The organism is Aldersonia sp. NBC_00410, from assembly GCF_026342035.1.
Taxonomy (GTDB): Bacteria; Actinomycetota; Actinomycetes; order Mycobacteriales; family Mycobacteriaceae; genus Aldersonia.
Genome location: NZ_JAPENM010000005.1, coordinates 409040 through 434231, shown reverse-complemented (window position 1 = coordinate 434231; position 25192 = coordinate 409040). Strand labels below are relative to the sequence as shown.

General features: G+C 67.0%; 25 protein-coding genes and 1 pseudogene. 13 read left to right on the top strand and 13 right to left on the bottom strand.

The annotated features are described in order from the left end of the window. A pseudogene (locus OG921_RS14835) lies at positions 1–405 on the top strand (TetR/AcrR family transcriptional regulator); the annotation flags it as partial. Between the two features lie 19 nt (positions 406–424). Here the strand turns inward: OG921_RS14835 and OG921_RS14830 are convergent. From OG921_RS14830 to OG921_RS14820, 3 genes are all read right to left on the bottom strand, one after another. Beyond that, positions 425–1108, bottom strand: a complete 684-nt coding sequence (locus OG921_RS14830; protein WP_266113211.1) for a hypothetical protein — start codon at positions 1106–1108, stop codon at positions 425–427. 223 nt (positions 1109–1331) lie between these two features. Next, the gene (locus OG921_RS14825) at positions 1332–2066 is read right to left on the bottom strand and encodes an alpha/beta hydrolase (protein ID WP_266113210.1); all 735 of its coding nucleotides are present in this window, start codon (positions 2064–2066) and stop codon (positions 1332–1334) included. Positions 2067–2092: 26 nt separating this feature from the next. Further along, a complete protein-coding gene (locus tag OG921_RS14820) occupies positions 2093–3142 on the bottom strand; it encodes a methyltransferase (protein WP_266113209.1) in 1050 nt (349 codons plus the stop codon). A 202-nt stretch (positions 3143–3344) separates the two neighbouring features. Between OG921_RS14820 and OG921_RS14815 the strand changes: the two genes are divergently transcribed. Next, on the top strand, positions 3345–3785 hold the full coding sequence (locus tag OG921_RS14815; RefSeq protein ID WP_266113208.1) for a Fur family transcriptional regulator: 441 nt from the start codon (positions 3345–3347) through the stop codon (positions 3783–3785). A gap of 36 nt (positions 3786–3821) precedes the next feature. Then, positions 3822–6059: a catalase/peroxidase HPI gene (gene katG / locus OG921_RS14810; RefSeq protein ID WP_266113207.1), complete on the top strand. Its 2238-nt coding sequence runs from the start codon at positions 3822–3824 to the stop codon at positions 6057–6059. 62 nt (positions 6060–6121) lie between these two features. On the opposite strand, the gene bluB is transcribed toward katG, so the two are convergent. Further along, a complete protein-coding gene (gene bluB / locus OG921_RS14805) occupies positions 6122–6760 on the bottom strand; it encodes a 5,6-dimethylbenzimidazole synthase (RefSeq protein ID WP_266113206.1) in 639 nt (212 codons plus the stop codon). An 85-nt stretch (positions 6761–6845) separates the two neighbouring features. Between bluB and OG921_RS14800 the strand changes: the two genes are divergently transcribed. The 5 genes from OG921_RS14800 (at position 6846) to upp (ending at position 12252) form a co-directional block, all read left to right on the top strand. Beyond that, on the top strand, positions 6846–7460 hold the full coding sequence (locus OG921_RS14800) for a bifunctional 2-polyprenyl-6-hydroxyphenol methylase/3-demethylubiquinol 3-O-methyltransferase UbiG (RefSeq protein ID WP_266113205.1): 615 nt from the start codon (positions 6846–6848) through the stop codon (positions 7458–7460). Continuing rightward, positions 7457–8950 carry a DUF6578 domain-containing protein gene (locus OG921_RS14795; RefSeq protein ID WP_266113204.1) on the top strand — a complete coding sequence of 498 codons (1494 nt, stop codon included), beginning with the start codon at positions 7457–7459 and terminating at the stop codon, positions 8948–8950. The genes OG921_RS14800 and OG921_RS14795 overlap by 4 nt, the downstream gene beginning before the upstream one ends. Positions 8951–9075: 125 nt before the next feature. Beyond that, complete coding sequence (locus OG921_RS14790) at positions 9076–10359, top strand: GTP cyclohydrolase II (RefSeq protein ID WP_266113203.1); 1284 nt, start codon at positions 9076–9078, stop codon at positions 10357–10359. Continuing rightward, the gene (locus OG921_RS14785; RefSeq protein WP_266113202.1) at positions 10356–11609 is read left to right on the top strand and encodes a URC4/urg3 family protein; all 1254 of its coding nucleotides are present in this window, start codon (positions 10356–10358) and stop codon (positions 11607–11609) included. The genes OG921_RS14790 and OG921_RS14785 overlap by 4 nt, the downstream gene beginning before the upstream one ends. A gap of 13 nt (positions 11610–11622) precedes the next feature. Next, entirely contained in the window at positions 11623–12252 is a 630-nt protein-coding gene (gene upp, locus OG921_RS14780) for a uracil phosphoribosyltransferase (RefSeq protein WP_266113201.1), read from the top strand. A gap of 9 nt (positions 12253–12261) precedes the next feature. Here the strand turns inward: upp and OG921_RS14775 are convergent, their stop codons facing one another. Then, positions 12262–13194, bottom strand: coding sequence for a LysR family transcriptional regulator (locus OG921_RS14775; protein ID WP_266113200.1), 933 nt, complete (start codon positions 13192–13194; stop codon positions 12262–12264). A 136-nt stretch (positions 13195–13330) separates the two neighbouring features. Between OG921_RS14775 and OG921_RS14770 the strand changes: the two genes are divergently transcribed. Further along, entirely contained in the window at positions 13331–14608 is a 1278-nt protein-coding gene (locus OG921_RS14770; protein ID WP_266113199.1) for an MFS transporter, read from the top strand. 37 nt (positions 14609–14645) lie between these two features. Here the strand turns inward: OG921_RS14770 and OG921_RS14765 are convergent, their stop codons facing one another. The 3 genes from OG921_RS14765 to OG921_RS14755 are packed head-to-tail and all read right to left on the bottom strand — an operon-like array spanning position 14646 to position 15938. Continuing rightward, positions 14646–15338, bottom strand: coding sequence for a TetR/AcrR family transcriptional regulator (locus OG921_RS14765; RefSeq protein WP_266113198.1), 693 nt, complete (start codon positions 15336–15338; stop codon positions 14646–14648). Positions 15339–15396: 58 nt separating this feature from the next. Continuing rightward, on the bottom strand, positions 15397–15639 hold the full coding sequence (locus tag OG921_RS14760) for a hypothetical protein (protein WP_266113197.1): 243 nt from the start codon (positions 15637–15639) through the stop codon (positions 15397–15399). After that, positions 15636–15938 (bottom strand): hypothetical protein, encoded by a 303-nt coding sequence (locus tag OG921_RS14755; protein WP_266113196.1) that lies wholly within the window; start codon positions 15936–15938, stop codon positions 15636–15638. The genes OG921_RS14760 and OG921_RS14755 overlap by 4 nt, the downstream gene beginning before the upstream one ends. A gap of 89 nt (positions 15939–16027) precedes the next feature. On the opposite strand from OG921_RS14755, the gene OG921_RS14750 reads away from it, so the two are divergent. Next, positions 16028–17152 carry an FAD-dependent oxidoreductase gene (locus tag OG921_RS14750; protein WP_266113195.1) on the top strand — a complete coding sequence of 375 codons (1125 nt, stop codon included), beginning with the start codon at positions 16028–16030 and terminating at the stop codon, positions 17150–17152. Positions 17153–17162: 10 nt separating this feature from the next. Here the strand turns inward: OG921_RS14750 and OG921_RS14745 are convergent, their stop codons facing one another. Together OG921_RS14745 and OG921_RS14740 are read right to left on the bottom strand one after the other, a co-directional pair. After that, entirely contained in the window at positions 17163–18332 is a 1170-nt protein-coding gene (locus tag OG921_RS14745; protein ID WP_323182787.1) for a DUF6596 domain-containing protein, read from the bottom strand. Between the two features lie 64 nt (positions 18333–18396). Beyond that, positions 18397–18795, bottom strand: coding sequence for a YciI family protein (locus OG921_RS14740; protein WP_266113194.1), 399 nt, complete (start codon positions 18793–18795; stop codon positions 18397–18399). 185 nt (positions 18796–18980) lie between these two features. Here OG921_RS14740 and OG921_RS14735 point away from each other — a divergent pair, with 185 nt between their 5' ends. Continuing rightward, the gene (locus OG921_RS14735; protein ID WP_266113193.1) at positions 18981–19823 is read left to right on the top strand and encodes a VOC family protein; all 843 of its coding nucleotides are present in this window, start codon (positions 18981–18983) and stop codon (positions 19821–19823) included. A gap of 7 nt (positions 19824–19830) precedes the next feature. On the opposite strand, the gene OG921_RS14730 is transcribed toward OG921_RS14735, so the two are convergent. Together OG921_RS14730 and OG921_RS14725 are read right to left on the bottom strand one after the other, a co-directional pair. Continuing rightward, complete coding sequence (locus OG921_RS14730; RefSeq protein ID WP_266113192.1) at positions 19831–20343, bottom strand: SRPBCC family protein; 513 nt, start codon at positions 20341–20343, stop codon at positions 19831–19833. A 16-nt stretch (positions 20344–20359) separates the two neighbouring features. Beyond that, the gene (locus OG921_RS14725) at positions 20360–21490 is read right to left on the bottom strand and encodes a helix-turn-helix transcriptional regulator (RefSeq protein WP_266113191.1); all 1131 of its coding nucleotides are present in this window, start codon (positions 21488–21490) and stop codon (positions 20360–20362) included. 111 nt (positions 21491–21601) lie between these two features. On the opposite strand from OG921_RS14725, the gene OG921_RS14720 reads away from it, so the two are divergent. Both OG921_RS14720 and OG921_RS14715 read left to right on the top strand, forming a co-directional pair. Next, complete coding sequence (locus tag OG921_RS14720) at positions 21602–22009, top strand: RidA family protein (RefSeq protein WP_266113190.1); 408 nt, start codon at positions 21602–21604, stop codon at positions 22007–22009. A gap of 65 nt (positions 22010–22074) precedes the next feature. After that, positions 22075–23436, top strand: coding sequence for an FAD-binding oxidoreductase (locus tag OG921_RS14715; protein ID WP_266113189.1), 1362 nt, complete (start codon positions 22075–22077; stop codon positions 23434–23436). 55 nt (positions 23437–23491) lie between these two features. Here OG921_RS14715 and OG921_RS14710 read toward each other — a convergent pair whose 3' ends face one another. Further along, the gene (locus OG921_RS14710; RefSeq protein ID WP_266113188.1) at positions 23492–25117 is read right to left on the bottom strand and encodes an FAD-dependent monooxygenase; all 1626 of its coding nucleotides are present in this window, start codon (positions 25115–25117) and stop codon (positions 23492–23494) included. Positions 25118–25192 lie beyond the last annotated feature (75 nt).

Genomic DNA, 25192 nt, shown 5'->3' with positions numbered 1-25192 from the left:
CGGTATCTGGATCAGTTTCTCGACGACATCAAGGAAGCCGATACCGTCGCCGATCGCGTAGTGGTCGGTTTCGTCGCGTCCATTCGGGCCATCGGGGGCAATCCGCTGATCGGCGGCCTCCTGGAAACAGAGTTGACGCTGGTGGTCGGGTCCATCATCAAAAAGGACAGCGGCATGCTCTCGACCGTGCAGGAGTTCGTCGCCGGGCAACTCCGCCGCGAGCAGCAGGTCGGCAATATTTCGGGCGATGTGGACGCCGATCTGGTTGCCGAGATGATGGTGCGGATCTCGGCGTCGTTTCTCACCGTGCCCAGCCGAATCGTCGACATCACCGACGATGTCCAATTGGCCACGGTCGCACGCAAATTCCTGGTTCCGATGCTCGCCGCACCGCCGGCAGGCTGACCGGGGCTCGCAGATCGCGTCAGGCGATCACCAAGGTCGGCACCACCAACGCCGGTTCCTTCACCGTGAACACCCGAGTGCCGGGCTTTCGGCCGTCTCTGATCGGAGTCACCGTGATGCCATCCGCGCCGAGCCGATGGTGGGTCGCAACGATGTCGGACGAGCGCCAGGCGATACCCCACAGCGTCGTGCGCGGCGGGCCATCGCGGCGCACGAGAACTTCGATCACCACCGCGGGAGTTCGGAAGAACAACTGAATTGCGTCGTCGAATACCGATCGCTCCAGTCGGAAGTCGAAACCCAGTGTCGCCCCGAACAATGCGACAGCTCCGTCCCGGCTCGGTGCGTCGAACACCAGGTGGTCGATAGTGGTGATGTCGCAGTTCTCGACCGGTGTCCGCTCGACGATGGCACCGATGCCTACCGGTGCGTCGTCGGCGACCGCACGACCCGGACCGCTCTCGGTTAGGGCGAGCCCACGACGGCCCAGCAGCCGCGCCGCGGACGCATAGTTCTCGACGCCGAACATCACTCGGTTGTCCGCCGCGCTGCCGGGATGGATGCGCACGGTGGCGTTGTCGACGACGAATCGATCGCGGTCCGGGACACCGAGCAACCTCCCGTAGGTCTGCCGGGCCGCAACCGGGTCATCGCCGAAGAGGTCGATCGATGGCGAACCGGGCATCCGAGCGTGTTGCTGCACGACTCGATCGAATCATGCGACTCCTACAGCGAGATAATCACCTCGATCGCCGGGGCGGCAATATGCGGGGTGGTAGTGCCCAGGTATCCCCCGACGACACCGGCGCCGGGGCGGCCGCGGCGACGGCGTCGATGACCGCGATTCGGGTTACTGCAGCGATCTTCATTTGACACTCCCCGTGTGCGGATTCAGTGCTCGAGGATCGCGGTGGCACGGCGGCGCGTTACGAATTGCCCGGCAAGGGAGTTGGTGCCAGCATCCGCTCGACGACCAAGGACATGGCCTTCGAGACTGCATCCCGTGATTCCTGGGTGTAGTCGAGACCATCGAAGCCATGATGCCCATTCGGCACATCGATGATCTCGAGGTTGGCGTGCTTGGCTCGCGCCTCGGCGATGAAGGCTTCGACGCCGGCCGCGAAGTCCGGGCGCTCGAGTCCGACGCGCGTGAGCAGGATCGGCAATCGATCGGCGGAGGCCACGGCCTCGACGGGCCGGAACCGGGGATCGACACCCCAGTCGTCCGCGACGTCGAGAATCGGATAGGTCGTGGCGATCCCGCGCAGCCATGGCGGCGGGTCGCGCAGCCAATCCGCTGCCAACAGGCCACCGCCGGAAAAGAACCACAGGACCACACGATCGGCGTCCACACCGGGGAGCTCACGTGCTCGGTCGACGGCGGAAGCGACGTCCGCCGCCGCCATTTCGAGGTGCGCGGCCGAGTGGAACCGGTGGTCGAACATCACCCCGACCGCGCCGTTCGCGGCGGCGAGCGACCCGTAGCCGACGAATATCGGGTGTTCCCGAGGGGTGGGGTGAACGCCCGCCGGGACGGGCCCGCCGTGCACAAAAACAATGATCGGCGACGGTCCGTCGGTCGGTGGGCGGTAAACGTCGACGTTGTCGATTCGCTCTCGCGTGGTCGGGGTGACGGTGAGCACGAACGGTTGCGGATCCAAGCATCCCCCTCGAATAGTCTTGGTACTCAGTGTGTGATGTCGGCAGTGACACAGTCGAGGACAACCTGACCACGTCGCGTGGCGTGTACGTCGTCGACCCGAAGTCCGGCAGCAGAAGCAAGCGCGCGGTAATCCTCGACGGTGCGCTCGCGCCCGCCGGAAATCAACAGCATGCGCAGATCCATCTCGGCGAACATGCCCGGGTCGTCGCCCGAGGTGCCGTGTGACTCGATGACGATCACCCGGCCGTGATCGCCTGCCGCTTCGGCACATCGGCGCAGAATCGTGCCGGCCTCCTCGTCACCCCAGTCGTGCACCACGTGCCGCAGAACATAGATGTCCCCGCCGGTCGGCAACTGGTCGAAAAAACTCCCGCCCGCGAACGTGCATCGTCCGTCGAGTCCGCGCTCGGCCAGGAACTCCCGCGCCCGCGCCGTGGTCTCGGGCAAGTCGAACAGCGTCGCGCGCACTTCCGGGTTCGCTTGCAGCACCTCGGCCAACAGCGCGCCCTTACCCCCACCGACATCCACGACATGTGCGCGCGCCGGCCAGGCATAGCCGATCGCCGCGTCGTGCACCTGTTCCGACTCGGCGCCCATCGTCGCGTCGAAAGAGGCCGCCACCGCCGGGTTCGCCGCGAGATCCGCCCAGAACGGTGCACCGAAGACCTTCTCCCATGCCGGCTTTCCGGTGCGGACGGTGTGCAACATGCCGGTCAGCGCGAAGTCCATTCGACCACCGAACTCGTCGAGGTCCAACGAGAACCTCATGCCGGATGGGTGATCCGAATACAGCAGCGCCGCAGTGCCGTTCACGGTGTACCGGGCCGGCTCCGGCTCGTCGAACACGCCGTGGCAGACCAGATGACGCAGCAGCCGCCCGAGTGCATCGGGATCTGCGCCGGACGATTCGGCGAGGTCGGCAACGCTCGCGGTACCGCTTCCGATCAGGTCCGCGAGGCGCAGGGTGGCCGCGACACGGACGGCCATCGGTGTGACCGAATCGATCAGCGGCCCCATGATCTGCCAGGCCGACAACTCCCGCCCCGTCCCCTCGTCCGACGCTGTGTCTGCCATGGTGCGTCCCTCCGCCTGTACGACGACCCGATCACTCTCGGTTCAACGGTAGTGAAGTCGGGACACCGCTGTCTTGGATAAATGGGACAGGATGCTGCCGACGCCGACGTGGAGGCCGGTGACGTAAATTACGTTCCACTATCACAAGATCGACATGATCTGAATACTTGACTCGATCCAGAAACGGGTCCAAGGTGGCTATGTGACCTCGTCGACGGAGTACACGGATCTGCTGCGCAGCGCAGATCTCCGTGTGACCCGCCCGCGGGTCGCCGTGCTGGAGGCGGTCGACGCCCACCCGCACGCCGACACCGAAACAATCCTCGGTGCCGTCCGAACCGCTCTGCCCGAGGTATCCCGGCAGGCGATCTACGACGTGCTGAATGCACTGACCGCTGCCCGGTTGGTACGCAAGATTCAGCCGTCGGGGTCGCCTGCTCGCTACGAATCACGAGTGGGCGACAACCACCACCACGTCATTTGCCGATCCTGCGGCACCATCGCCGACGTCGATTGCGCCGTCGGTGAGGCGCCGTGCCTGACGCCGTCCGACTACAACGGCTTCGTCCTCGATGAGGCCGAAGTGATCTATTGGGGCCTCTGCGCCGACTGCTTATCCGAAGCATCGCAGCCACATTCGTAGTGACAGCCCGATTTACCCACTCCCGGAAGGAATATCGTGACATCCGATAGCCGCCCGCCCGCCCCTGAAGAGAAGACCCAGAGCACGAGCGAAAGCGAAAACCCGGTAATCTCGTCGCCCACGCCGAAAGCCCATGCACCACTGAAGAATCAGGACTGGTGGCCCGAGCAGATCGATGTGTCGGTGCTGCACGCCCACTCGTCGAAGTCCAATCCGCTCGGCGAAGATTTCGACTACGCCGAGGAGTTCAAGAAGCTCGATGTCGAGGCGCTCAAGCGCGACGTTTTCGACCTGATGACGACCTCGCAGGACTGGTGGCCCGCGGACTACGGCCACTACGGCGGCCTGTTCATCCGGTTGAGCTGGCATGCCGCAGGCACCTACCGCATCGCGGACGGCCGCGGCGGCGGCGGCCAGGGCGCTCAGCGCTTCGCCCCGCTCAACAGCTGGCCGGACAACGCCAACCTGGACAAAGCCCGCCGGTTGCTGTGGCCGGTCAAGCAGAAGTACGGCAACAAGATCTCCTGGGCGGACCTCCTGGTGTTCGCGGGCAACGCCGCGCTGGAGTCGATGGGATTCAAGACGTTCGGGTTCGCCTTCGGCCGACCCGATATCTGGGAGCCCGAGGAAGTGTTCTGGGGCGAGGAAGACGAGTGGCTGGGCACCGACAAGCGCTACGGCAGCAGCGGCGAACGGCAGCTGTCCGGGCCGGTCGGCGCGACCACCATGGGCCTGATCTACGTGAATCCCGAAGGCCCCGAAGGTAAGCCCGATCCGATCGCCGCTGCCATCGACATCCGTGAGACGTTCGGCCGGATGGCGATGAACGACGAAGAGACGGCCGCGCTGATCGTCGGCGGTCACAGCTTCGGCAAGACCCACGGCGCCGGCGACGGCGACCTCGTGGGCCCCGAGCCCGAGGGTGCCCCGATCGAGCAGCAGGGCCTCGGCTGGAAGAGTTCGTTCGGCAGCGGCAAGGAGAAGGATCAGATCACCAGCGGCCTCGAGGTCGTGTGGACGCCCACTCCGACCAAGTGGGACAACTCGTTCCTGGAGACGCTGTACGGCTACGAGTGGGAGCTGACCAAGAGCCCCGCAGGAGCGTGGCAATACACGGCCAAGGACGGCGCCGGCGCGGGCACCATCCCCGACCCGTTCGGCGGCCCCGCACGCACCCCGACGATGTTGGTCACGGACGTGTCGCTGCGCGAAAGTCCGATCTACAAGGACATCACCCGGCGCTGGCTCGACCATCCCGAGGAGCTGGCGGACGCATTCGCCAAGGCCTGGTACAAGCTGCTGCACCGCGACATGGGCCCGGTCACCCGCTATCTCGGACCGTGGGTTCCCGAGCCGCAGTTGTGGCAGGACCCCGTGCCGGACGTCGATCACGAACTGATCGACGAGCAGGACATTGCGGCGCTGAAGAGCAAGGCGCTCGACTCGGGCCTCTCGGTGGCCCAGTTGGTCGGCACCGCGTGGTCGTCGGCGGGCAGCTTCCGCAGCACCGACAAGCGCGGTGGCGCGAACGGCGCGCGCATCCGATTGGAGCCGGAAAAGAGCTGGGAGATCAACGAACCCGCCGAACTGGCGAAGACGCTCCCGGTGCTCGAGCAAATCCAGCAGGACTTCAACGGCTCGGCATCCGGCGGCAAGAAGGTGTCGCTGGCCGACGTGATCGTGCTGGCCGGCTCGGCCGCGGTCGAGAAGGCAGCAAAAGCAGCCGGGGTCGACGTCACCGTGCCGTTCGCTCCCGGGCGCACCGACGCCACCCAGGAGTCCACCGACGTCGAGTCGTTCGCGGTGCTCGAGCTACAGGCCGACGGGTTCCGTAACTATGTCCGTGCCGGTGAGAAGACGCCGTTGGAGAAGTTGCTCCTCGAACGGGCCTACCTGCTGGACGTGACCGCACCCGAGCTGACGGTGCTGATCGGTGGTCTGCGTGCCCTCGATGCCAACCACGGCGGCAACAAGCACGGCGTGTTCACCGATCGGCCGGGGACGTTGACCAACGACTTCTTCGTCAACCTGCTCGATATCGGGACGGAGTGGAAGGCCTCGGAGTCCGCGGAGAACGTGTACCAGGGCTACGACCGCTCGTCGGGCCAGGCGAAATGGACCGCCACCGCGAACGACCTGGTCTTCGGGTCGCATTCACAATTGCGTGCGATCGCCGAGGTGTACGCACAGGACGACGCCAAGGACAAGTTCGTGAACGACTTCGTTGCGGCGTGGACCAAGGTGATGAACAACGATCGGTTCGACCTGAGCTGATCGAACGACAAACCGCGCGCCCCGCGAGCCGATCGGCTCGCGGGGCGTCGTCGTCGGTGTCGCTACCGCGCGAATTCTTCTCGTGCCGTGAAGGTTTCCCGGTGAATGGCGTCGTCGAGCGGGCGACGAGACCGCCAGTCGAATCGTTCGAGATCGGGCACCGTAGCGAACTCGGTTACCGGCCCGACGCACAGCCAGGCAACGATGTGCACCGCCTCGGGCACTCGCACCAGATCGCGGAGGAACGCTTCGCGGTAGAAGGACACCCAGCCGACGCCGATACCCTCCTGAGTCGCTGCCAGCCAGAGGTTTTCGATGGCAAGGGCGACCGACAGGCGGCCGGTCTCGTCGATCGTGTGTCGGCCGAGGACATGGCTGCCGCCGCGATTGGGGTCGTAGGTCACCACAACGCCGGTGCCGGACTGCTCGATCCCCTCGATGACGATGGGGCGAAACGTGTCGGCCCGATCCGCGGGCAAGGACTGCGCGAAGTCGGTACGGCACTCCCCTACGTGCTCGGCAAAGCGCGACAGGGTCGCCCGGTCCTGCACCACGACGAAATCCCACGGTTGCGTGTTCCCGACCGACGGCGCGGCATGGGCCGCCTGCAGCAGTCGCTCGAGGCGCTCCTCGTCGATGACCGCACCGCTGAACTCGTTGCGTACGTCGCGGCGGGTCGCGATCGCCTCGTAGACATTCATCCCGGTCCTCTTCGATCGATATCGGCAGGACGGTAACACCGGCAGACGCCCGGCTACCGATTCGGGCCTATGACACGATCGCGGGATGGGAACCCGGTGGGATGCCAGCGCTGCACCGCGCGGCGACGATTACGACGAACGGTGGGTGCGCCTCGCTGCCGCCGGCCGGAGCATCCACGGCGAGGCCGATCTCGTCGAACTTCTCCTGCGCGAAATCGACGGCTCCCGCGTTCTCGATGCGGGTTGCGGCACCGGTCGCGTTGCGATCGAACTGCATCGCCGCGGTATTGCGGCGACCGGCGTCGATGCCGACCAAGGGATGCTTTCCAATGCGGAGCGGAACGGACCCGGGATCCGGTGGATCCACGCCGACCTAGTCGACCTGTCCACACACGTCGACGATGTGTTCGACCTCGCGGTTCTCGCGGGCAACGTGATGATCTTCGTCGAGCCGGGGACCGAACGGACCGTCCTGGAACAGGTGGTCGCTCGGGTGGCACCCGGCGGGTTGCTGGTGGCCGGCTTCGCGCTCAAACCCGATCGCATCCAACTTGCGGACTACGACCGGTACGTCGCCGAAGCAGGGGTCGAGTTCATCTCCCGCTGGGCCACGTGGGGCCGGGAGCCGTTCGACGGCGGCGACTACGCGGTGTCGGTACATCGAAAGCCGACCGCTCCCCCCACGCAGGGCGACGTATGACGGCTCCGCGCACACTCGTCGTCGAGATCGAAGAGATAGCGATCGGAGATGGCGAGATACCCCCGCCCGAGATCGGCGCGGTTCTCTCGTTCCCCCTGCGGTTCGCCGAGTTGCCCGCTTCCGCCGGCGATACCGTCACCATCCATGCCGAGCTCGAACCCAGCCACAACCATCCGGTCTTTCAGTACACCGGGAGCGAGACACCCCGGCGATGGGAATGGCACGGACTCCTGCGTGGCGACGGCTGGACGGCGTCATGGCGGAATTTTCGGCCTCTGACCGGGCAGGTCGAACTCACCGGACGGTTCTACGGCGTCATGGGCTACGACACCGAAGGCCGGGTACGCGGACGGGTGACTCGGGTGCAGTTGGTGAGCGAACGATACCGGCGCCGCAATCGCTCCGGCGGATGGGAGCCGGTGCCCGGATACCGTCGGCTCCGCGAGGTCGATCGTGCTCCGCGCTTCTTCGACGTGTCGATGATGACGCAGGACGACGATGACGAGGTCGACCGTGATGTCGGCGCCCTGGTCGATCTCGATCTCGACGACGTGCCACCGCTGCCACTCCGGCCGACCCTCGTGCCCGGCGACATCTCCGCGGCCGGCTCCCGACTGTGGGTGGCCGATGACGAACTCCCCGTTGTTGTCGACATCGACTCCGATCACGTTGTCGGCCAACATGTCCTGCCCGGGCCGATCGGTACCGCACGACGCATTTGGGCCGCTTCCGATCAGCGCTGCTGGGTCGGTGGCGGTGACGGGTTGTATCTGTGCGCGCCCGGCGCACAACCACAGCGCATTTCCGAGGATCCCGTCCACGCCGGGGCGGTGTACGAATCGACCTTCCTTGCCTGCGGTGGCGGACCGACCTGGTCGCTGCACGCACCGGACCGGGAACCGATCCGGTTCGAACCGGCCACGGGCTCCGTCGCTTCGATCGCGGTCCATGACGGCGCATTTTTCGCCGCGATGTACCTCGGCAACGCCGTGCACAACGTGGTACGAATCGACGTCGATGGCACTGTCGGGGCCGGGCCCGGGTTTTCGAATCCCGGGCACAACCGTGCCTTCATTGCAGGTTCGCCACTGCGAATCGTGTGTGGGGACGAGGTCCTGACCGTGAACGCCGGCCTGACCGCGACGCCCGAGCGGCGCCTCCCGCGAAAATCGTTTCGCGGCGGCCAAGTGGGGAACTTCGTCTGGATCATCGGCCACCCGCCGGACGGCACGGGGCTATCGGGATGGTGGCCACTGGACGGCCCCGTCGACTACGACCGCACGCCCTTCTGGCTGTTCACGCTGCTCGACGAAACAAGCCTCGACCCGGTGAGCAGCACGCCGGTTCGCACGAGCGACCCGCGTGTCGCGATCGACGATCGCGGCACCGTATGGGTCACCGCCGACGGCGTCCGCGCGATCCCGCGGGAGTCGATGCAGTGGCCGGATCTGTTCGACGTGGCTGCCATGATCGCCCCCGGACCGCGCTGAACTGCACCAACCGGACCAAGTCGCTATGCTGGCGGCTCTCCCCGATGCGGTGGTAAATCGCCGTACCGGGAAGCACGCTCCGGTTGCCACGCCGGCCGCCGGGCCTTCTGTACGGAGGTGCGACCATGTCCGCCGAAGCCGCTCCCGCGCCGCCGCCTGCCACGCCCAAACGCGCCGCCGGACATATTCGCCTGACGTCGCACAGTGGTGGTTCCGGCGGGTTACCGATCTGCTGGGGCGCGCCGACCGCGGCCGAACGCGGTCCCGTTATCGGCACCACCGGCACCCGAGCGCATCGCAACGTCATCGGCACGCACAGCGGGTCCTACAGCGTCTACCGGGCACTTGCGGTGGCGGCGGGCGCCTTGTCCCGCGACCACCGGGCCGATCTCACCAATACGACGCCGACCGATGTGATCGGGCCGTACCCGCAGTGGAGCGATCCGGGCGCGATCGTCAGCCTCGATCCGTGGGGTGCGATGGTCGCCGATGCCTTTCCCGCCGAGTTCGCCGCCGAGTACGACATCCGTCCGACGATCGCCGTGACGAAGGCGCATGTGCTGGTTCCCGAGGTCATGGATGCGGTGCAGCGGGGACGACTGCAACCCGACGGTCGCTTCCTACTCCCGAGCGGCGCCGCGCTGGTCACGAAGGCCGCCGTCGAGCCGGTCTGGTATCTCCCCGGCGTCGCGCAACGGTTCGGCTGTAGCGAGACCGACCTTCGCCGCACGCTGTTCGAAGAAACCGGCGGCATGTATCCCGAGCTCGTCACGCGTTCGGACCTCGAGGTGTTTCTGCCCCCGATCGGTGGGCAGACGATCTATATCTTCGGCGACGCTCGCGACCTTGCCGATCCCGAGGTCGAGCTGACCGCCCGCGTGCACGACGAATGCAACGGGTCCGATGTGTTCGGTTCCGACATCTGTACCTGCCGTCCGTACCTGACGCATGCCATCGAAGAGTGCATCCTGGGTGCGCAACGGGGTGGGGTCGGCTTGGTGGCGTACTCGCGCAAGGAGGGTCGCGCACTCGGTGAAGTGACCAAGTTCCTTGTCTACAACGCGCGTAAACGCCAGGTTGGCGGCGACACCGCCGATCAGTACTTCGCGCGCACCGAATGTGTCGCCGGAGTGCAGGACATGCGGTTCCAGGAACTGATGCCGGATGTGCTGCATTGGTTGGGTATCAGGAAGATTCACCGCCTCGTCTCGATGAGCAACATGAAGTACGACGCCATCACCGGGTCCGGCATCGAGGTCGGCGAACGCGTCAACATCCCGGACGACCTGATCCCCGCCGATGCCCGAGTGGAAATCGATGCGAAAATGGCGGCCGGGTATTTCACGCCGGGAATCGTGCCGGACGCCGACGCACTCAAGCAGGTCAAAGGCCGAGGCCTGGACCGATGAGCGCCTCGGTCGTCACCGACCCCGATACCGATCGCCCGTCCGGCGCCGCCGCGGTACTCCGCTCGACGGATGCCGTCCGCGAGCGTGCCCGCCAGCTGCTGGCGCGGGCCAGGGCCGGTGATTCGCGGTGGTTCGTCGTCGTCGACGGCGAACTGCACACAGCGGCGCGCGAAGTCGCGGACATCACTCGGGCCCGCTACCCAGAACTGCGCATTCCGTATCACAGTCGCTGGCGGCACTTCGAGGCCGGCGGAATCGATCGCAGGACCGAACTCGATGTGCTGCTTGGTAGTTCGAGCGCGGCCGAACGCGGCCGCGCGATGGTCGACCTCACCATGGTCAGCGTCCTGCTCGACGCAGGCGCCGGACCGGAGTGGGACTACCGAGAGAGCTCGAGCGGGCAGCGCTTCACCCGCTCGGAAGGCCTCGGTGTCGCCAGCTTCCGCGCATTCGAAACCGGGCTGTTCTCCGGGGACCGGTCGCAACCGCTGCAGGTGGACGCGGCGGGACTTCGCCAACTCGGCATCGAGCAACTGGCCGAGGCATTCCAGGTAGGCCCGTCGAACCCGCTGGTGGGACTCGACGGCCGCGTGCGACTGCTGCACCGGCTGGCCGACGCAGTGGCCGCACAGCCCGACGTCTTCGGCGTCGACGCGCGCCCCGGCGGACTGTTCGATCGACTGACCGCCGACGCCGGCACGACGGTGCCCGCGCACCGCATCCTCACCGAGCTGCTGACCTCGTTGTCGCCAATCTGGCTCGCCGACAACGTGATCGGCAGCGAACCGCTCGGCGATTGCTGGGCGCATCCGGCCATTGCCGGTCCGGGTCTCACCACGGGCTGGATGCCGTTCCACAAGCTCTCGCAGTGGCTGACGTATTCGCTGCTGGAACCGTTCGAATGGGCCGGCGTGCAGGTGACGGGACTCGACGACCTCACCGGCCTACCCGAGTATCGCAATGGTGGGCTCCTGCTCGACACCGGCGTGCTGCGATTGCGCGACCCCGCATGGACCGAGCGGGCATGGGCGGTCGGTGACGAACTGGTTGTCGAGTGGCGCGCCCTGACCGTCGCACTGCTGGATGAACTCGCCCCGCTCGTGCGCACTCGGCTCGACGTCGACGCGAGCCGAATGCCCTTGGCGTGCGTGCTCGAAGGTGGCACCTGGGCGGCGGGCCGGGCGCTGGCCCAACGCTCGCGCGGCGGCCTGCCGCCACTGACCGTCACCAGTGACGGCACGGTTTTCTAGAACGGAGCGACCGATGGGCACCGTACATGTGATCGACCATCCCCTGGTGCAGCACAAGCTGACCCTGATGCGGGACAAAGATGCCTCCACCAACGACTTTCGTCGGTTGCTCGGCGAACTATCCACGCTGATGGCCTACGAGGTGCTGCGCGATACCCCGATGCACGAGATCAAGATCGAGACCCCGCTCGAGGTGACAACCAGCAGGGCGATCGACGGCAAGAAGGTCGTGTTCGCGGCCGTCATGCGCGCCGGCACCGGGATCGTCGACGGCATGCTCTCCGTCGTTCCCGGCGCGCGGGTGGGTCATATCGGCCTCTACCGTGACCCCAAAACGATGGTGGCCGTGGAGTATTACTTCAAGATGCCTGGCGATCTCGACGAACGCGACGTCGTCGTGGTCGATCCGCTGCTCGCCACCGGCCACTCGGCCGTCGCGGCGGTGGACCGGATCAAGGAATACAGCCCGAAGTCGATCAAGTTCGTCTGCCTGCTCGCCTGCCCGGAAGGCTTGGCGGCGCTCGACGCCGCGCATCCCGATGTGCCGGTGTTCACCGCCGCGATCGACCGCGAGCTCGACGAAAATGGTTATATCCGGCCCGGTCTCGGCGATGTCGGCGATCGCATGTTCGGCACGAAATAGGCTTGTGTTTCAGCGCGCCCAATCGGGGCACCACACATTGGCGCCGGTTGTCGCCAGGTACCTCGAGTCGAGGTACTCGAGGAAGGCGGCGAGGACGGGATGTTTGTTGTCGGCGCGCCAGATCACCGAGAGCGGGTAAACCGGCGTGGGATCGATGACGGGAATGCGGCGCAGGTCGTAGCTTTCCGGCCAGAGGTAACGCGAACCCTCGCCGACGAACGTCGCGAGCCGGGACGAGTCGGCTATCTCGGCAAGAAGTGCCTCGTGCCCGAAGCTCGGCCCGATGGTGTCGATCGTGAGTCCGAAGGCCGTCGCCAGATCCTCGTAGTAGCCGATGGGCTCCGGGTCGGACATCCCTGGCATCCAGATCGGGTGGTCGGCAAGCTCTGCCGGTGTCACGCCTTCGGCGTTTGCCAGGTGGTGCCGCGGTCCGACCAGCAGTTGGTGGCGGTCGTCGATCACGCGCGCGGATCGCAGCCCGGGCCCGACGGTGCGACGGGAGTCGCGCAGTGACCGGAATGTCGCATCGAGCCTGCCCTCGCTCACCTCGGCCAGTGCCGCGGCTGCGTCGGCATTGGGTAGAGCGACGACATCCAGCTCGATATCGGAGTGCTGCTGGTAGAAGGCGTGCAGGACGCCGGCCGGCGCGATTCTGCGGCTGACGACGTCGATTCGAAGCGCCCGGCGCCCAGGCGTCACCGCCGCCGCGGCGCGGTCCGCGGCGCGCAGCAGCTCGCGCGCATGGGGCAGCAGCGCTTGCCCGTCGATCGTCGGTCGTACACCCCTGGCGCTGCGCACGAAAAGTGCCACGCCGAGTTCGCGCTCCAGGACCGACACCCGTCTCGATACCCCCTGCTGGGTGATCCCCAGATCGTCCGCGGCGGCCTGGAACTGGCCGGCATCGATCACCGCAACGAAGGTACGAACCGCATCGAGATCCACCCCGAGAACCTATCTCCACAACAACACGTTGTGACGCGCCGCTCGCATGTTGTTCGCGACGAGGGCCGACCATCGGATTTGATCTGTCCGGACAACAGCGGGTTGTCACTTGGACAGAAGCGAGCGGGCGTCCACGATGCGGCGACAACAACGGCTGGGTGCGGCATTCGGGTGGCTGTGGGGGTCCTGCGCCGCCAGCGCGTATGGAACCGGGCTCGGCTTCGGAGCGTTCTCGCTCATCGCCATCGAGGTCCTCGGCGCCGGCCCGGCGCAAGTGGCGGCCCTGTCGTCGGGCGGGCTCGCGATCGGAGCGTTACTGGCGGTGCCGCTCGGTCCGTGGATGGAGTTTCGTGCCAAGCGGCCGATCATGATCGCGATGGACCTCGCCCGCTTCGCAGCGCTTGCCTCCATACCAGTCGCCTACTGCCTGAACGTATTGTCGTTCGCGCAACTTCTGGTGGTCGCCACCGTGATCGCGGCCGCGAAGATCGCGTTCACGGCCGCCAGCGGCGCGTATGTGAAGACGATTGTCCCCGCCGACCGACTCCTGATCGCCACCAGTCGATTCGAATCCACCACCTGGTCGGCCACCATCGTCGGGCCGCCGGTGGGCGGCGCGGCAATCGGGTTGTGGGGTCCGGTGACCACTGTCGTCATCGACGCGGCGAGTTACCTGCTCTCGGCGCTGGGTGTCTCCGCGATTCGCGGACCGGAACGAGTCCCCACTCGAACGGAAACCCGACCGCGCCGCTGGAGCGACATCGCCGAGGGGTGGCGCTATATCCTCGCCCGGCCGACTCTTCGCCGGTTGTTCGTCAACACCGCGCTGGTCAACGGATTGATCATGGCCGGCGAACCGCTGCTGGCCGTGCTGATGCTTGGGCACCTGCAGTTCACGGTCTGGCAGTACGGACTGGCATTCGCCATTCCCTGCGTCGGCGGGCTGATCGGTGCACGCCTCGCGCGACGCGTCACGGTGCGCTACGGCGAACACACTGTGCTACGACGCTTCGGCGCCCTGCGCGCCTGCTGGCCCATCGGGCTGGCATTTGTGCAACCCGGGCCGGCCGGGCTGCTCACCGTGATCGTCGTCGAGTTCGGGCTAATCGTCTGCGCGAGCATCTTCACCCCGGTCTCCGCCGCATATCGGATGAACGCCACCCGCGACGACCGCCAGGCCCGGGTACTCTCGGCGTGGGCGATGGGCACCACGATGAGCATCGCGGTGCTCACCGTCCTGTGGGGTGTCCTGGCCGAACTCACCAGTCCGCGTGTGGCTTTGGCGTTGGCCGGGATTCTGCTCTTCGGCACACTGTTCCTATTGCCGCGAACGACATCCGCGCCAGAACAGACGGGGGCAGCATCGAAGAGCGGCCGCGTCCTCGACATGCCTTCGGCCGGCATCCAATCGTGAGACCGAGCACTAGCCAAACGGGCCGAGCCCGGACGCCTTACGGGGTACAAGCGGATGCCCGCTGGGCACTGTCGCGGGCTGGTTCAGCGACCTTCTCCTCTGCGCGAGTGGAAATTCCGTGCTTCATCAGCGGAACGATCGTCGCCCGGACGAAGGCCCGCGCGCTATCGATATCCGCGAAATCGACGGCACCGCCACCCGGCGTCAGCATGAGTGAATGTGCAAGCCGGGCAACGATTTCAGCTACCGGACCGGCATCGTAGGCGTCAATGAGCCCGTTGGCCTGGGCGTGCCGGAGCATTCCGGCGATGTAGTCGACACCGACCGAGATCAGCCGCTCGCCCTGCACCGTATAGAACGCGAGCGCCTCGTCTGGGGCGACATCGGCCTGCTGGGTGGCAAGCCGGTGCATCCGCGTGTTCAGCAGCACATGCAGCACCGTCTCCTCGATCTGTGCATCCACTCCGCGAACGGTGGTCGCGATCGCGGTCACCTCGGTGAGCATGCGACGTGCCTCGCGCTCGAGGACCGCCTCGATCAGATTGTCCTTGCCATCGAACCGGCGGTGGATGGTGATCCGGTTGATCCCGACGCGGCGCGCGATGTCCTCCAGGCTGCTGCGGCGGATGCCGACCTGAGTGATGCGGGCGAGCGTGGCATCCATGATGCGCTCGTCGAGATCATCGAAGTCGTGCTGACGCACTTTCCTCGAGCTCCGTTCGTCAGCCATGTAGAGAATTTACCGTCGCTGCGTACGTCTCCACGAATCGCCGGCCCGCGCGACGATTTCATGCCCGTGACCGCTTCTCCCCTGCGAACCATTCGAGCCGTCGCCGCGACCGTCCCCCTATGGCATGACGAAGCTCACGAATCGCCACCCGACGACGAAGTGCCAGCCAGGACGACATCGCCGGTTTCATTGCGGCAGCGATCTTCACAGCGTCGACCTCGTCGGCACAGTGCGGCTGCGGGATGTCGAAATCCGGGTAGTGCGGCGGCTCGTCGAACGACGTGACGACCGCCGCCGTCATCGGAACTCCACCGAAATGAGCTCTGTCCGGGCGATCACCCGATCGCGTTCCTCGGCCAGGTCGGTGCGTCGTGGATCCGCCATGTATGCGGCGTATGCGGCGTCGCTGGCGAACCTGATCGTCTGTATTTCCACGGGTTGCTCGGCGTCGGTGGACGCGCTGCGCAGTCGTTGCACCAGCGTGCCGCCGTGCACCTCGAGCAGGGGAAGGACCTTGTCCTCGTATGCGGTTGCCTCGGCCGCGAGACCGGGGCGGGACCACAGCAGGACGGCGAAAGTCGGACCGTTCACGTTCGCCACATCCCCGACCATATCCCCGCCCTCGGGTGGCGATCCGGGGGTATGCGCGGCTGCGCACGCCTCCTGATCGGTGTGCGAGTATCGCGTGGATGGACACGCGCCGCTCGACCCGCCCCCGTGTGGTTGTCGCCGGGCTCGGCGACACCGGTGTGCTCACCGCGATCCATCTCGCGCAGCGTTTCGACGTCACCGGCATTTCGGTCAAACCGGGCCTGGTCAGCGGTCAGGAACTCGGCACCCGACTCAGCCGCCCCGAGGCATGGGCACGCGACTACTGGCTGCCCTTCGATCGGTTCCGCGGCCTCGACGAGGTCCGTGTCCTCCATGGCGCGCTCACCTCGCTCGACGTTGCCGCACGCAAGGTCACTGTGCGCCACGCCGATGGATCGACGGTGCCGGAAGAATACGACGCCCTGATCATCTCGACCGGCGTCGCGAACGGCTTCTGGCGACGGCCGGCCTTTCAGTCCGCCACCGAGGTGGATGCCGATCTGAACGCCGCCCATACGCGGATCGCCGATTCCGCGTCGGTACTCGTCGTTGGTGGCGGCGCGGCGGCCGTCGCCAGCGCGGCGAACATCGCCGGACGATGGCCCGACAAACGCGTCGACCTCTACTTTCCCGGCGAACGGGCCCTCCCCCAACACCATCCACGCGCCTGGCAGCGGGTGCGTGGCCGACTCGCCGAACTCGGGGTCGGCCTGCACCCGGGCCATCGCGCCGTGGTGCCCGATGGCTTCACCTGCGACCGAATTACGAACGACCCCGTGCAATGGCAGGGCGGGCAGGCCGCGGCATCGGCCGACAGCGTGCTGTGGGCAATCGGCCGGGTGCGACCGAACACCTCGTGGCTCCCGCCCGACCTGCTCGACGAGCACGGCTTCGTCCGCGTGCGACCCACCCTCCAGACGCCCGATCATCGGGAGATCTTCGCCGTCGGGGACGTCGCGGCGACCGACCCACTGCGAAACTCGGCGCGCAACCGGGCCGATCGCCTGCTCGCGCACAATGTGCGTGCCCTGTTCGCCGACCGGCAGTTGCGCGACTACCGACCCCGTGGCCGACGGTGGGGTTCGGTGCTCGGGGTCCAGCCCGACGGTCTCGAGGTATTCGCGCCCACCGGCCACGCGTTCCGGTTTCCCGCGTGGTCCATCGACCGGGTGCTGCAGCCATGGATCGTGCGCCGCGGCATCTACCACGGCGTGCGGCGCTGACCGATCCCGATCACCCGCCGGCCGCCGACGCTCGCGCGGCTTCCAGGAACCCGCGCATTGCCGGATCGGTGGCAAGGTCGATCGCGCGGCCGTAGGCATCGATGGCTTCCGACAGCCGTCCCGCACCCACCAACAGGTGCGCACGCGCGGCCCACGCCGGTTGAAAGCGCGCGATGCTGTGCGGGTCGATGCGGTCCAGATATGCCAAACCTGCAGTCGGACCCTGTGTTTCGCCGATCACGACCGCAAGGGATACGGCAGCTCCCAGAGTGGGGACGAGGTCGAGAAGTGCGCGATAGAGCAATTCGATTGCGGCCCAATCGGTCACGCCGGTGCGCCTGCGGTCGCAGTGCACGGACTGCACCGCCGCCTCGAGTTGAAACCGCCCGCGCCGACGCAGCGCATGCGCACGGGACAGCAGCGACTCCCCCTCCTCGACCAGCTCCTCGTCCCACCGCGCGGTGTCCTGCTGGTCGACCGGGACCAGGATGCCGTCGCGCTGCCGCGCCGGCGTGCGCGCGGCCGACATTGCGATCAGGGCATTCAGGCCGAGCACCTCCGGATCATCGGGCATCAACTCCGCTAGTGTCCGCGCCAAGTGCAGCGCTTCCCCGGCGAGCGAATCACGTTGGGTCACATCGGCTGTGCCGCGCCAGTCCACGGCGAAGGCGCCGTACACTGCCTCCAGCACCGCATCCAGGCGCCCGGCCATCGCATCGGGAGCGGGGATCGCGAAGGCGATCCCGGCATCGCGGATACGGCGTTTCGCCCGCACGAGCCGCTGCGACATCGTCGACGCGGGCACAGCGAAGGCCGCCGCGATCTCCTTCGCGTCGAGACCTAGCACCGCCTGCAACATGAGTGGGGTACGGATCATCGGATCGATGGCGGGATGCGCGCAGACGAACATCAGCTCCAGTCGCCTGTCTTCGATGATTGCCGGCACGTGGTCGCCGGTGACCGGTTCCGACCCGACGAGCTCGTCGAGCGGCGCCGATGTGCGGTGCGCCGCAGACCGGAACCGGTCACGAAGCTTGTTGCGCGCCACGGTGAGCAGCCACCCTTCCGGGTTGTGCGGGAAGTCATCGGAGCGCCAGGTCCGCAGTGCGCTCTCGACGGCGTCCGACACCGCATCCTCGGCGGCCGCGATGTCCCGGGTCGAGGAGGCGAGCAGCGCCACCAGCCGGGCTCGCGAGTCGCGCGAGATATCGGCGACCCGTTGCGCGACAACCCGATCGGTCAGGTCAGGCTCCCGCCCCGTCCAGGCGGCATCCGTCCGACCAGTTACCGTCGATGATCGACGTCGCCGCCGGACGAACCTCGATGACGCCGTACTGCGCGGCCGGGCACCGCTGCGCCCAGGCCAATGCCGCGTCCAGATCCGGAACGTCGATGACGAAAACCCCCGCCAGCATCTCCTTCGATTCCACGAACGGCCCGTCCTGGATTTTCAGGCTGCCCTCGCGCAACGTCACGGTCGTGGTGGCTTCGCTCGGCACCAGGATGTCGGCGCCGACCAGTACTCCGGCGGTGATCAGGTCGTCGGCGTACTTGCCGAACGCCACCTGCGTTGCGGCGATCGCGTCGTCCGGGATTTCGCCGGGGGCCGGTTCGCCGTGGTTGACCAACAGTGCGTATCGCATCGTCTTTCCTTTCGTCGGGTCCGGCATCGGCGAGTTCGATCCTTGCACCTGCGCCGGACACCTACATGACGATTCGAGGCCGGCCCGATCGACACCTGTTCCGGCATGGTGGCGAGGCGGACCTGTCGGTGCCCGGCGCTAGCGTGACAGTCGAGCCAACTGGAAAACGCGAGATGGAGACAACAATGTCGATTTCACGCACGTATCCGCAGGGTGTTCCGTCCTGGATCGATCTCGAACCCGACGATGTCGACGCCGCGGCGGCCTTCTACGGCGGCCTGCTCGGCTGGGATTTCACCGAGGTGACACCACCGGATTCACCGTTCCGATATCTGATCGCGCAAGTCGGCGGCGCAGATGCCGGTGGACTCGGCGGGCCGGCCAAACCGACCGGCGCGGCAGGCACAGCCGCATGGCAGACCTACGTCGCGGTCGACGACGCGCACTCCTTTGCCGACCGTGTCATCGCCGCGGGTGGGCGGATAGTCACCCCGCCGACAACACCGGGGCCGGCCGGAACGTGGGTCGAGTACGCCGACCCGACCGGAACCACGTTCCGGGTGTGGCAGGCCGGTCGCCGGGTCGGCGTGCAATCGGTCAACGTGCCGGGCGCGTGGAATTTCAGCGACCTGCACACCGACGATCCGGCACGCGCGAAGCCGTTCTACCGCAGCATCTTCGGCTGGGAGTTCGACGAAGTCGGTTTCGCCACGATGGTCCGCCGACCCGGGTACGGCGATCACCTCGCGGCCACCGTGGATCCCACGATCCACGAACGGCAGGCCGCGATCTCGGCGCCGCCCGGTTTCGCCGACGCGATCGCGTGGGTGGTGGCTACCGGCGAGGACGAGAACCAGCATTGGCATGTGAGTTTCACGGTGGCCGACCGCGACGACTCGGCAGCCACGGCGGAGCGGCTCGGCGGCAAGGTCGTGTCGAGTACGGATACCGAATGGACCCGCGACGCGGTGGTTCGTGATCCGCAGGGCGCGGAGTTCACCGTCAGCCAGTTCACCCCACCGACGTGACCGGGGATTACGTCGACCCGGCGGCGGCCGCGCTCTGCTCGATGTAGTACTTGGCCTGCGCGGGGTAATACTCGTTGAACGTGGGCAGTGGTGTGCCCGCATAGGCCGCGCAGAGCATGTCGAGGTAGTACTCCCACCCCGGGCCGATGCTTTCCGCGCCGGCCGGGTCCGATAGCGGTTGCGTGAAGGCGAGTTCGGTCGCGCCGTCGACCGCACGCAGTTGCACCGAGAGCCGCCACTCGCCACCGTCGTCGACCATCGATATCGCGAGGTGCCGCGGCGCCTCACACACGTCGATGAGTACGTCGGACCACGGCTGACCCTCCTCGAAGGCGAGCTGCAGCTTGATCGTTCGTCCGACGCCGCCCTCACTCTCCCAGCGCCCAAACCACTTCGCGCTGCTGCTGGGATCGGTGATGGCAGCCCAGACGTCCTCGATCGGGCCGTTCAACCGGCGGCTCAGCTCGAGCCGATATCCCTCGCTGTCGCGCGTCACAATCCCCGTGGCGTCCTGGGCCATCGGCAACTCCATCCGGCTATGGGGTCGGCGCGAACCAGCCCGAGGGTGTCGCCGACGCGCCTTCCGCGAGCCGCGGGGCGTACTGGTCGAAGAAAACCTGCGCGGTCAGTTGTCGCCTGCTGCGCACGCCGGCCTTTTCGAATATCGACTTCAGATGATCTTGCACCGTGTACGCGGACAGGTGCAGCGCGGCAGCGATCTGCGAGGTACTCACGCCCTGCAACACCAGCTGCACCACCGCCTGTTCGCGCGGGGTCAGCCCGTACGCCGCGACGACGAGCGGAATGACGTCCGGCGGCCTGGCCTCCTCGATCGTGACCACGATGTTGGTCGATGTCCCATCCGGCGACATCAGCGGTGAAGCATGTGCGATTAGCCAGCCACCGGCCCGAGTGCGCAACCGCATTCTCGGCAACCGATCGTGTCGACCGAGGGCGAATGCACGGGCCGAGCCGATCAAGGTGCGCAACGCAAACGGCAGTCGCGCCTCGCCGACCGGACCGCCGCCGAGTTCGGCGATCCGCGCCGGCGCGCCGACACTCGCCTGCACGACGTTGTCCACTCCGTCCACCACGATCACCGCGGGACCGACGCCGACCTCGACACTGGTGACCGCGCCCACGACGAGACCCGCGCGAAACCCTCTGGCGAACAGTGGGGCGACGGAACTGACGAAGGACATCTCGGCCGGCGTGAACGCCGAGGTCCGGCCGTCTCGAAAGAACGCGCAGAACCCCCAGGTCGCACCGTCCACGCGCAACGCGACGCGCATCTCGTCGTCGAAATCGTAGTTGGGCTTGAAGAATTCGCGGTGCCGCGCGGATTCCTCGGGATGCCCGTTCGTTTCGGTGTGGGTGCTCGACACTCCGCCGGGCCGATCGACGGTGCTCTGAAAGTTCCACTGGTCGTCGGACTCGTACTCCCAGAACGCCCACTCGTCGTCCTGCTCGTTGCCGAGTCCACCCCACTTCACGGTTCCGGTCACGAGTTCGGTGGCGGGGTCGGCCGGCGCCAGGCATGCCGCCGTGAACGGAAGCGCTTGCCGGAGGACCTCGACCGCGGCGGTGCTGAACGTGTGCACGTCGAGCCCCGAGGTCGACAGCGATTCCAACCGTGACCTGGCACGATCCGCGGGCAAACTGGACATTTCCGAATTATGCGCCCACCTGCCGTTCGGCGATACCCCAGAAATCTGGGACGACGATTCCCCAGATCAATGGGATATCGCCAACGCCCGGACGACGACATCGTTGCGGCCATGACCACCACAACGAACCCCCTCCGGATCAATCCGTCCACGTGGAATGCAGATTTCGGTTTCGACCACGGCCAGCTGCGCACCCGCGTCGAGCAGCTGCTCACCGTTGCCGGACAAGGCGCCACCGATACCGACGGCACGCTGCTGCACGAAGGCGACGTCTGCGCGCAGCTCGCGCTCGCCATGCACAACGTCGAGTCGGTCCTCACCGCGGCAGGTATGGACCTCGCCGACGTGATCCGAATGACCGTCTACACCACCGACGTCGACGCCACCCTCGCCGCCTACGACGCGGTCGTCGAACGCCTCGCGGCCGCCGGCGCCACTCCCCCCGCGACGCTCGTCGGCGTCACGCGGCTCGCTCTTGCCGGAATGGCCGTCGAAATCGAAGTCACCGCGGCCCGATGAACGTTCTCGCTCGACCCGATTCACCCTCAACCAGCTTCACCTCGACCCCGAAAGCAGGAACATCCATGACCACCGTCGCCGAATCCAGCAACCTCGGCATGCCCGAACACATTCAGGGCGCCGTGCTCACCCCCGACAGTCCCGGCTTCACCGAGGAAGTCGCCGGATTCAACCTCGCCCACCAGCCGACCCCGATCGTCGCGGTTGTCGCCGAATCCGACCAGGACGTGGCCGAAGCGGTGCGGTGGGCGACCACCAGTGGCCTCCGGGTGACGGTGCAGGCGACCGGCCACGGGCTGACCGGCGACCTCGCCGGCACCGTGCTCATCTCGACCCGCCTGCTCGACGGTGTCGTCATCGACGCCCAACACCGCACCGCCCGGGTCGGTGCGGGTACGCGCTGGCGGGCGGTGATCGACGCGGCAGCAGAGTTCGGACTCGCCCCGCTGAACGGTTCGTCGTCCGGCGTCGGGGTAATCGGTTATACGCTCGGCGGCGGACTCGGCCCGCTGGCGCGCCGGTACGGTTTCGCCGCCGACCACGTCCGCTCGTTCACCATCGTCACTGCGGATGGCGAGATCCGGTTCGTCGATCCCGACCGTGAGCCGGACCTGTTCTGGGCTGTGCTCGGCGGCAAGATCGGCTTCGGCATCGTCACCGAGATGGAGTTCGACCTGGTGCCGGTCGCGCGCTACTTCGGCGGCGGGGTTTTCTACCCGGGTGCCCACGCCGCGGCAGTGCTCGACGCCTGGCGGAGCTGGGCCCCGCAACTGCCCGTCGATGCCGCTACTTCGGTTGCGCTGCTGCGCATGCCGCCGGACCCCCAGCTCCCGCCCCCGCTGCAGGGCCAGTTCGTCGTACACCTGCGCTATACCGACCTCGGCACGCCCGAGGCGGGCGCGCAGCGACTGGCTGCCATGCGGTCCGTTGCGCCCGTCCTCATCGACACCGTCGCCGAAATGCCCTACCCAGCAATCGATTCGGTGCACATGGATCCGCCGTTGCCGCTACCCTGCCTCGCCCGCGGGATGTCGCTCACGGCAATGCCGAGCGCTGCGGTCGACGCGATCGTCGCCGCCGCCGGGGCCGAGTCGGGATCGTCACTGACCATGGTGGAGTTCCGTCTGCTCGGCGGGGCGGTCGCGGCACCGGCCGCGAATTCCGTCGCCGGACGAGAGGCCGCGATCGCGATGCACACGATCGGCGTGCTCGCCGGACCGTTCGCCGACGCGGTGCCAGGTGATCTGGAGCGGGTGCTCGGCGCGCTGCAGCCATGGCGTGCCCGCGGACTGCTCAACTTCGCCGGGCACGCCGGCCACGACGAACTGCGCAACCTGTGGTCGGACACCGACATCGAGCGACTGCGCACGATCGCCGCACGGTTCGATCCCGCGGGAACGTTCGGCGCGCCCGGCATCTTCGGCTGATATCGCGCAGGTGCTTCCCGCCGCCGACAACCGGGCGGCGGGAAGCACCTGCTCGTCAACGGAAGGTGCGCTTCAGATAGTCGTGCAGGTTCACAACGGTCAGCGACCGCTGCGCGAAGCCGAGGTAGCCGTCGGGTCGCACCACGAACGTGGCGATACCGGTTGCCGAGTACATCCGCGCGAACTCACCTGCGCTGTCTCGAATCAGCGGCAGCACCGTGCCACCCACTTCGGCGCCCTCCTCGGCGAGCACGTAGGTCTCCAACCGCCCGTGCGCGATCCCCGCGGCAGCGGCCGCGACCCGTTCGATCTCCGTCAAGTCCTGCGCGGTCGTCGCCACCCCGGCATGGATCAGCATGGTGTGGTTCACCCGGTCGAACAGGTCGAACAGCCGCAGCGGAAAACTCACCGCGTCGCGGGTCAATCCGCGCGCGTCCGGAGCCCGCATCCCTGCCCGCGGCGCCGGATCGTCGACAACGGCACCGCCCGTCGCCCCTATGATCGGGCTGCCCGCGTAGTCGATCAGCAGTTGCGCCTCGCGGCGCATGACGTAGCCGACGTCGGTGGAATCGGCGCCGATGCCCTCGCGAGCGCTGCGCACGGTCCGCCCGACGACTTCCTCCCCCACCGGCCGCCGCTCGGCGTCATAACTGGCCAACAATCCGGGTGCCGCCTCGCCGTGCACGGCGAGCGCAAGCTTCCACGCGAGATTGTGAGCGTCCTGAATGCCGGTGTTCATTCCCTGGGCCCCCGTCGGCGGATGAATGTGCGCCGCGTCGCCTGCGACGAATACCCGGCCGCGGCCGTAGGCGTTCACGATTCGGTGGCTGATCCGGAATACCGACGACCAGCGCAGGTTGGCGGCGCGGGTCGGCTCCGGCGAGAGCCGGTCGAGTACCGCCTGGATATGCCGCAGTTCCGGTTTGCGCGCTCCCTCGAAACCATGGACGACCTCGTCGGTGGCCCCGGCGGGCGTGCTTGCCAACTCCTCCGGCACGAGCATCGACACGCGGTATCGGTTGCGGCCCGGCAGCGGAATACAGACCAGCAGATCGTCGGTGACCCCGTCGCTCTGGTGCATCGATCGGACGCTGTAGCCGCGCGGCTGGGTCCAGTCCACCTCGACATCGCCGAGCATGTACTCCTCTTCGAACGCCGCGCCCTCGAAGGTCAGTCCGAGAGTTTTGCGAACCGTACTGTGCGCGCCGTCGCAACCGACGACGTACTTCGCGCGGACCGTTTCCTCGAAGTTGCCTGCGAGGGTCGCAACCACCGATTCGTCGTCCTGTACGAACGAGGCCAACCGCATCCCTCGTTCGATCACAACGCCGAGTTCGTACAGGCGTTCACGCAGGATCCGTTCGGTCGCGTATTGCGGTATCCCGATGAACTGGTACGGCACATCGGGCGGCAGGCTCAGGTCGATCCGGCCCACCTCCGTGCCGTTGACGTAGACGAGTTGTCCGCGCATCTGGATCGCCGCGTCGAGGATCCGGCGCAGCACACCCATTCCCTCGAACAATTCGAGTGTGCGCGGCTGTACCCCAACAGCTTTCGCGTACTGGGGCGACTCCAGGAGTGGGTCGACAACCCGGCACCGCACACCGCGCCGGCGAAGCTCGATCGCGGCGGTCAACCCGATCGGCCCGGCACCGGCGATCAGCACGTCGGTGTTGCCCATGGCTGCCTCCTCGCAACACGGCCTCGAGCGATTATGCGCGTCCGACGCGGCGTCCGGGCTCGGTTCGGCGAGCAG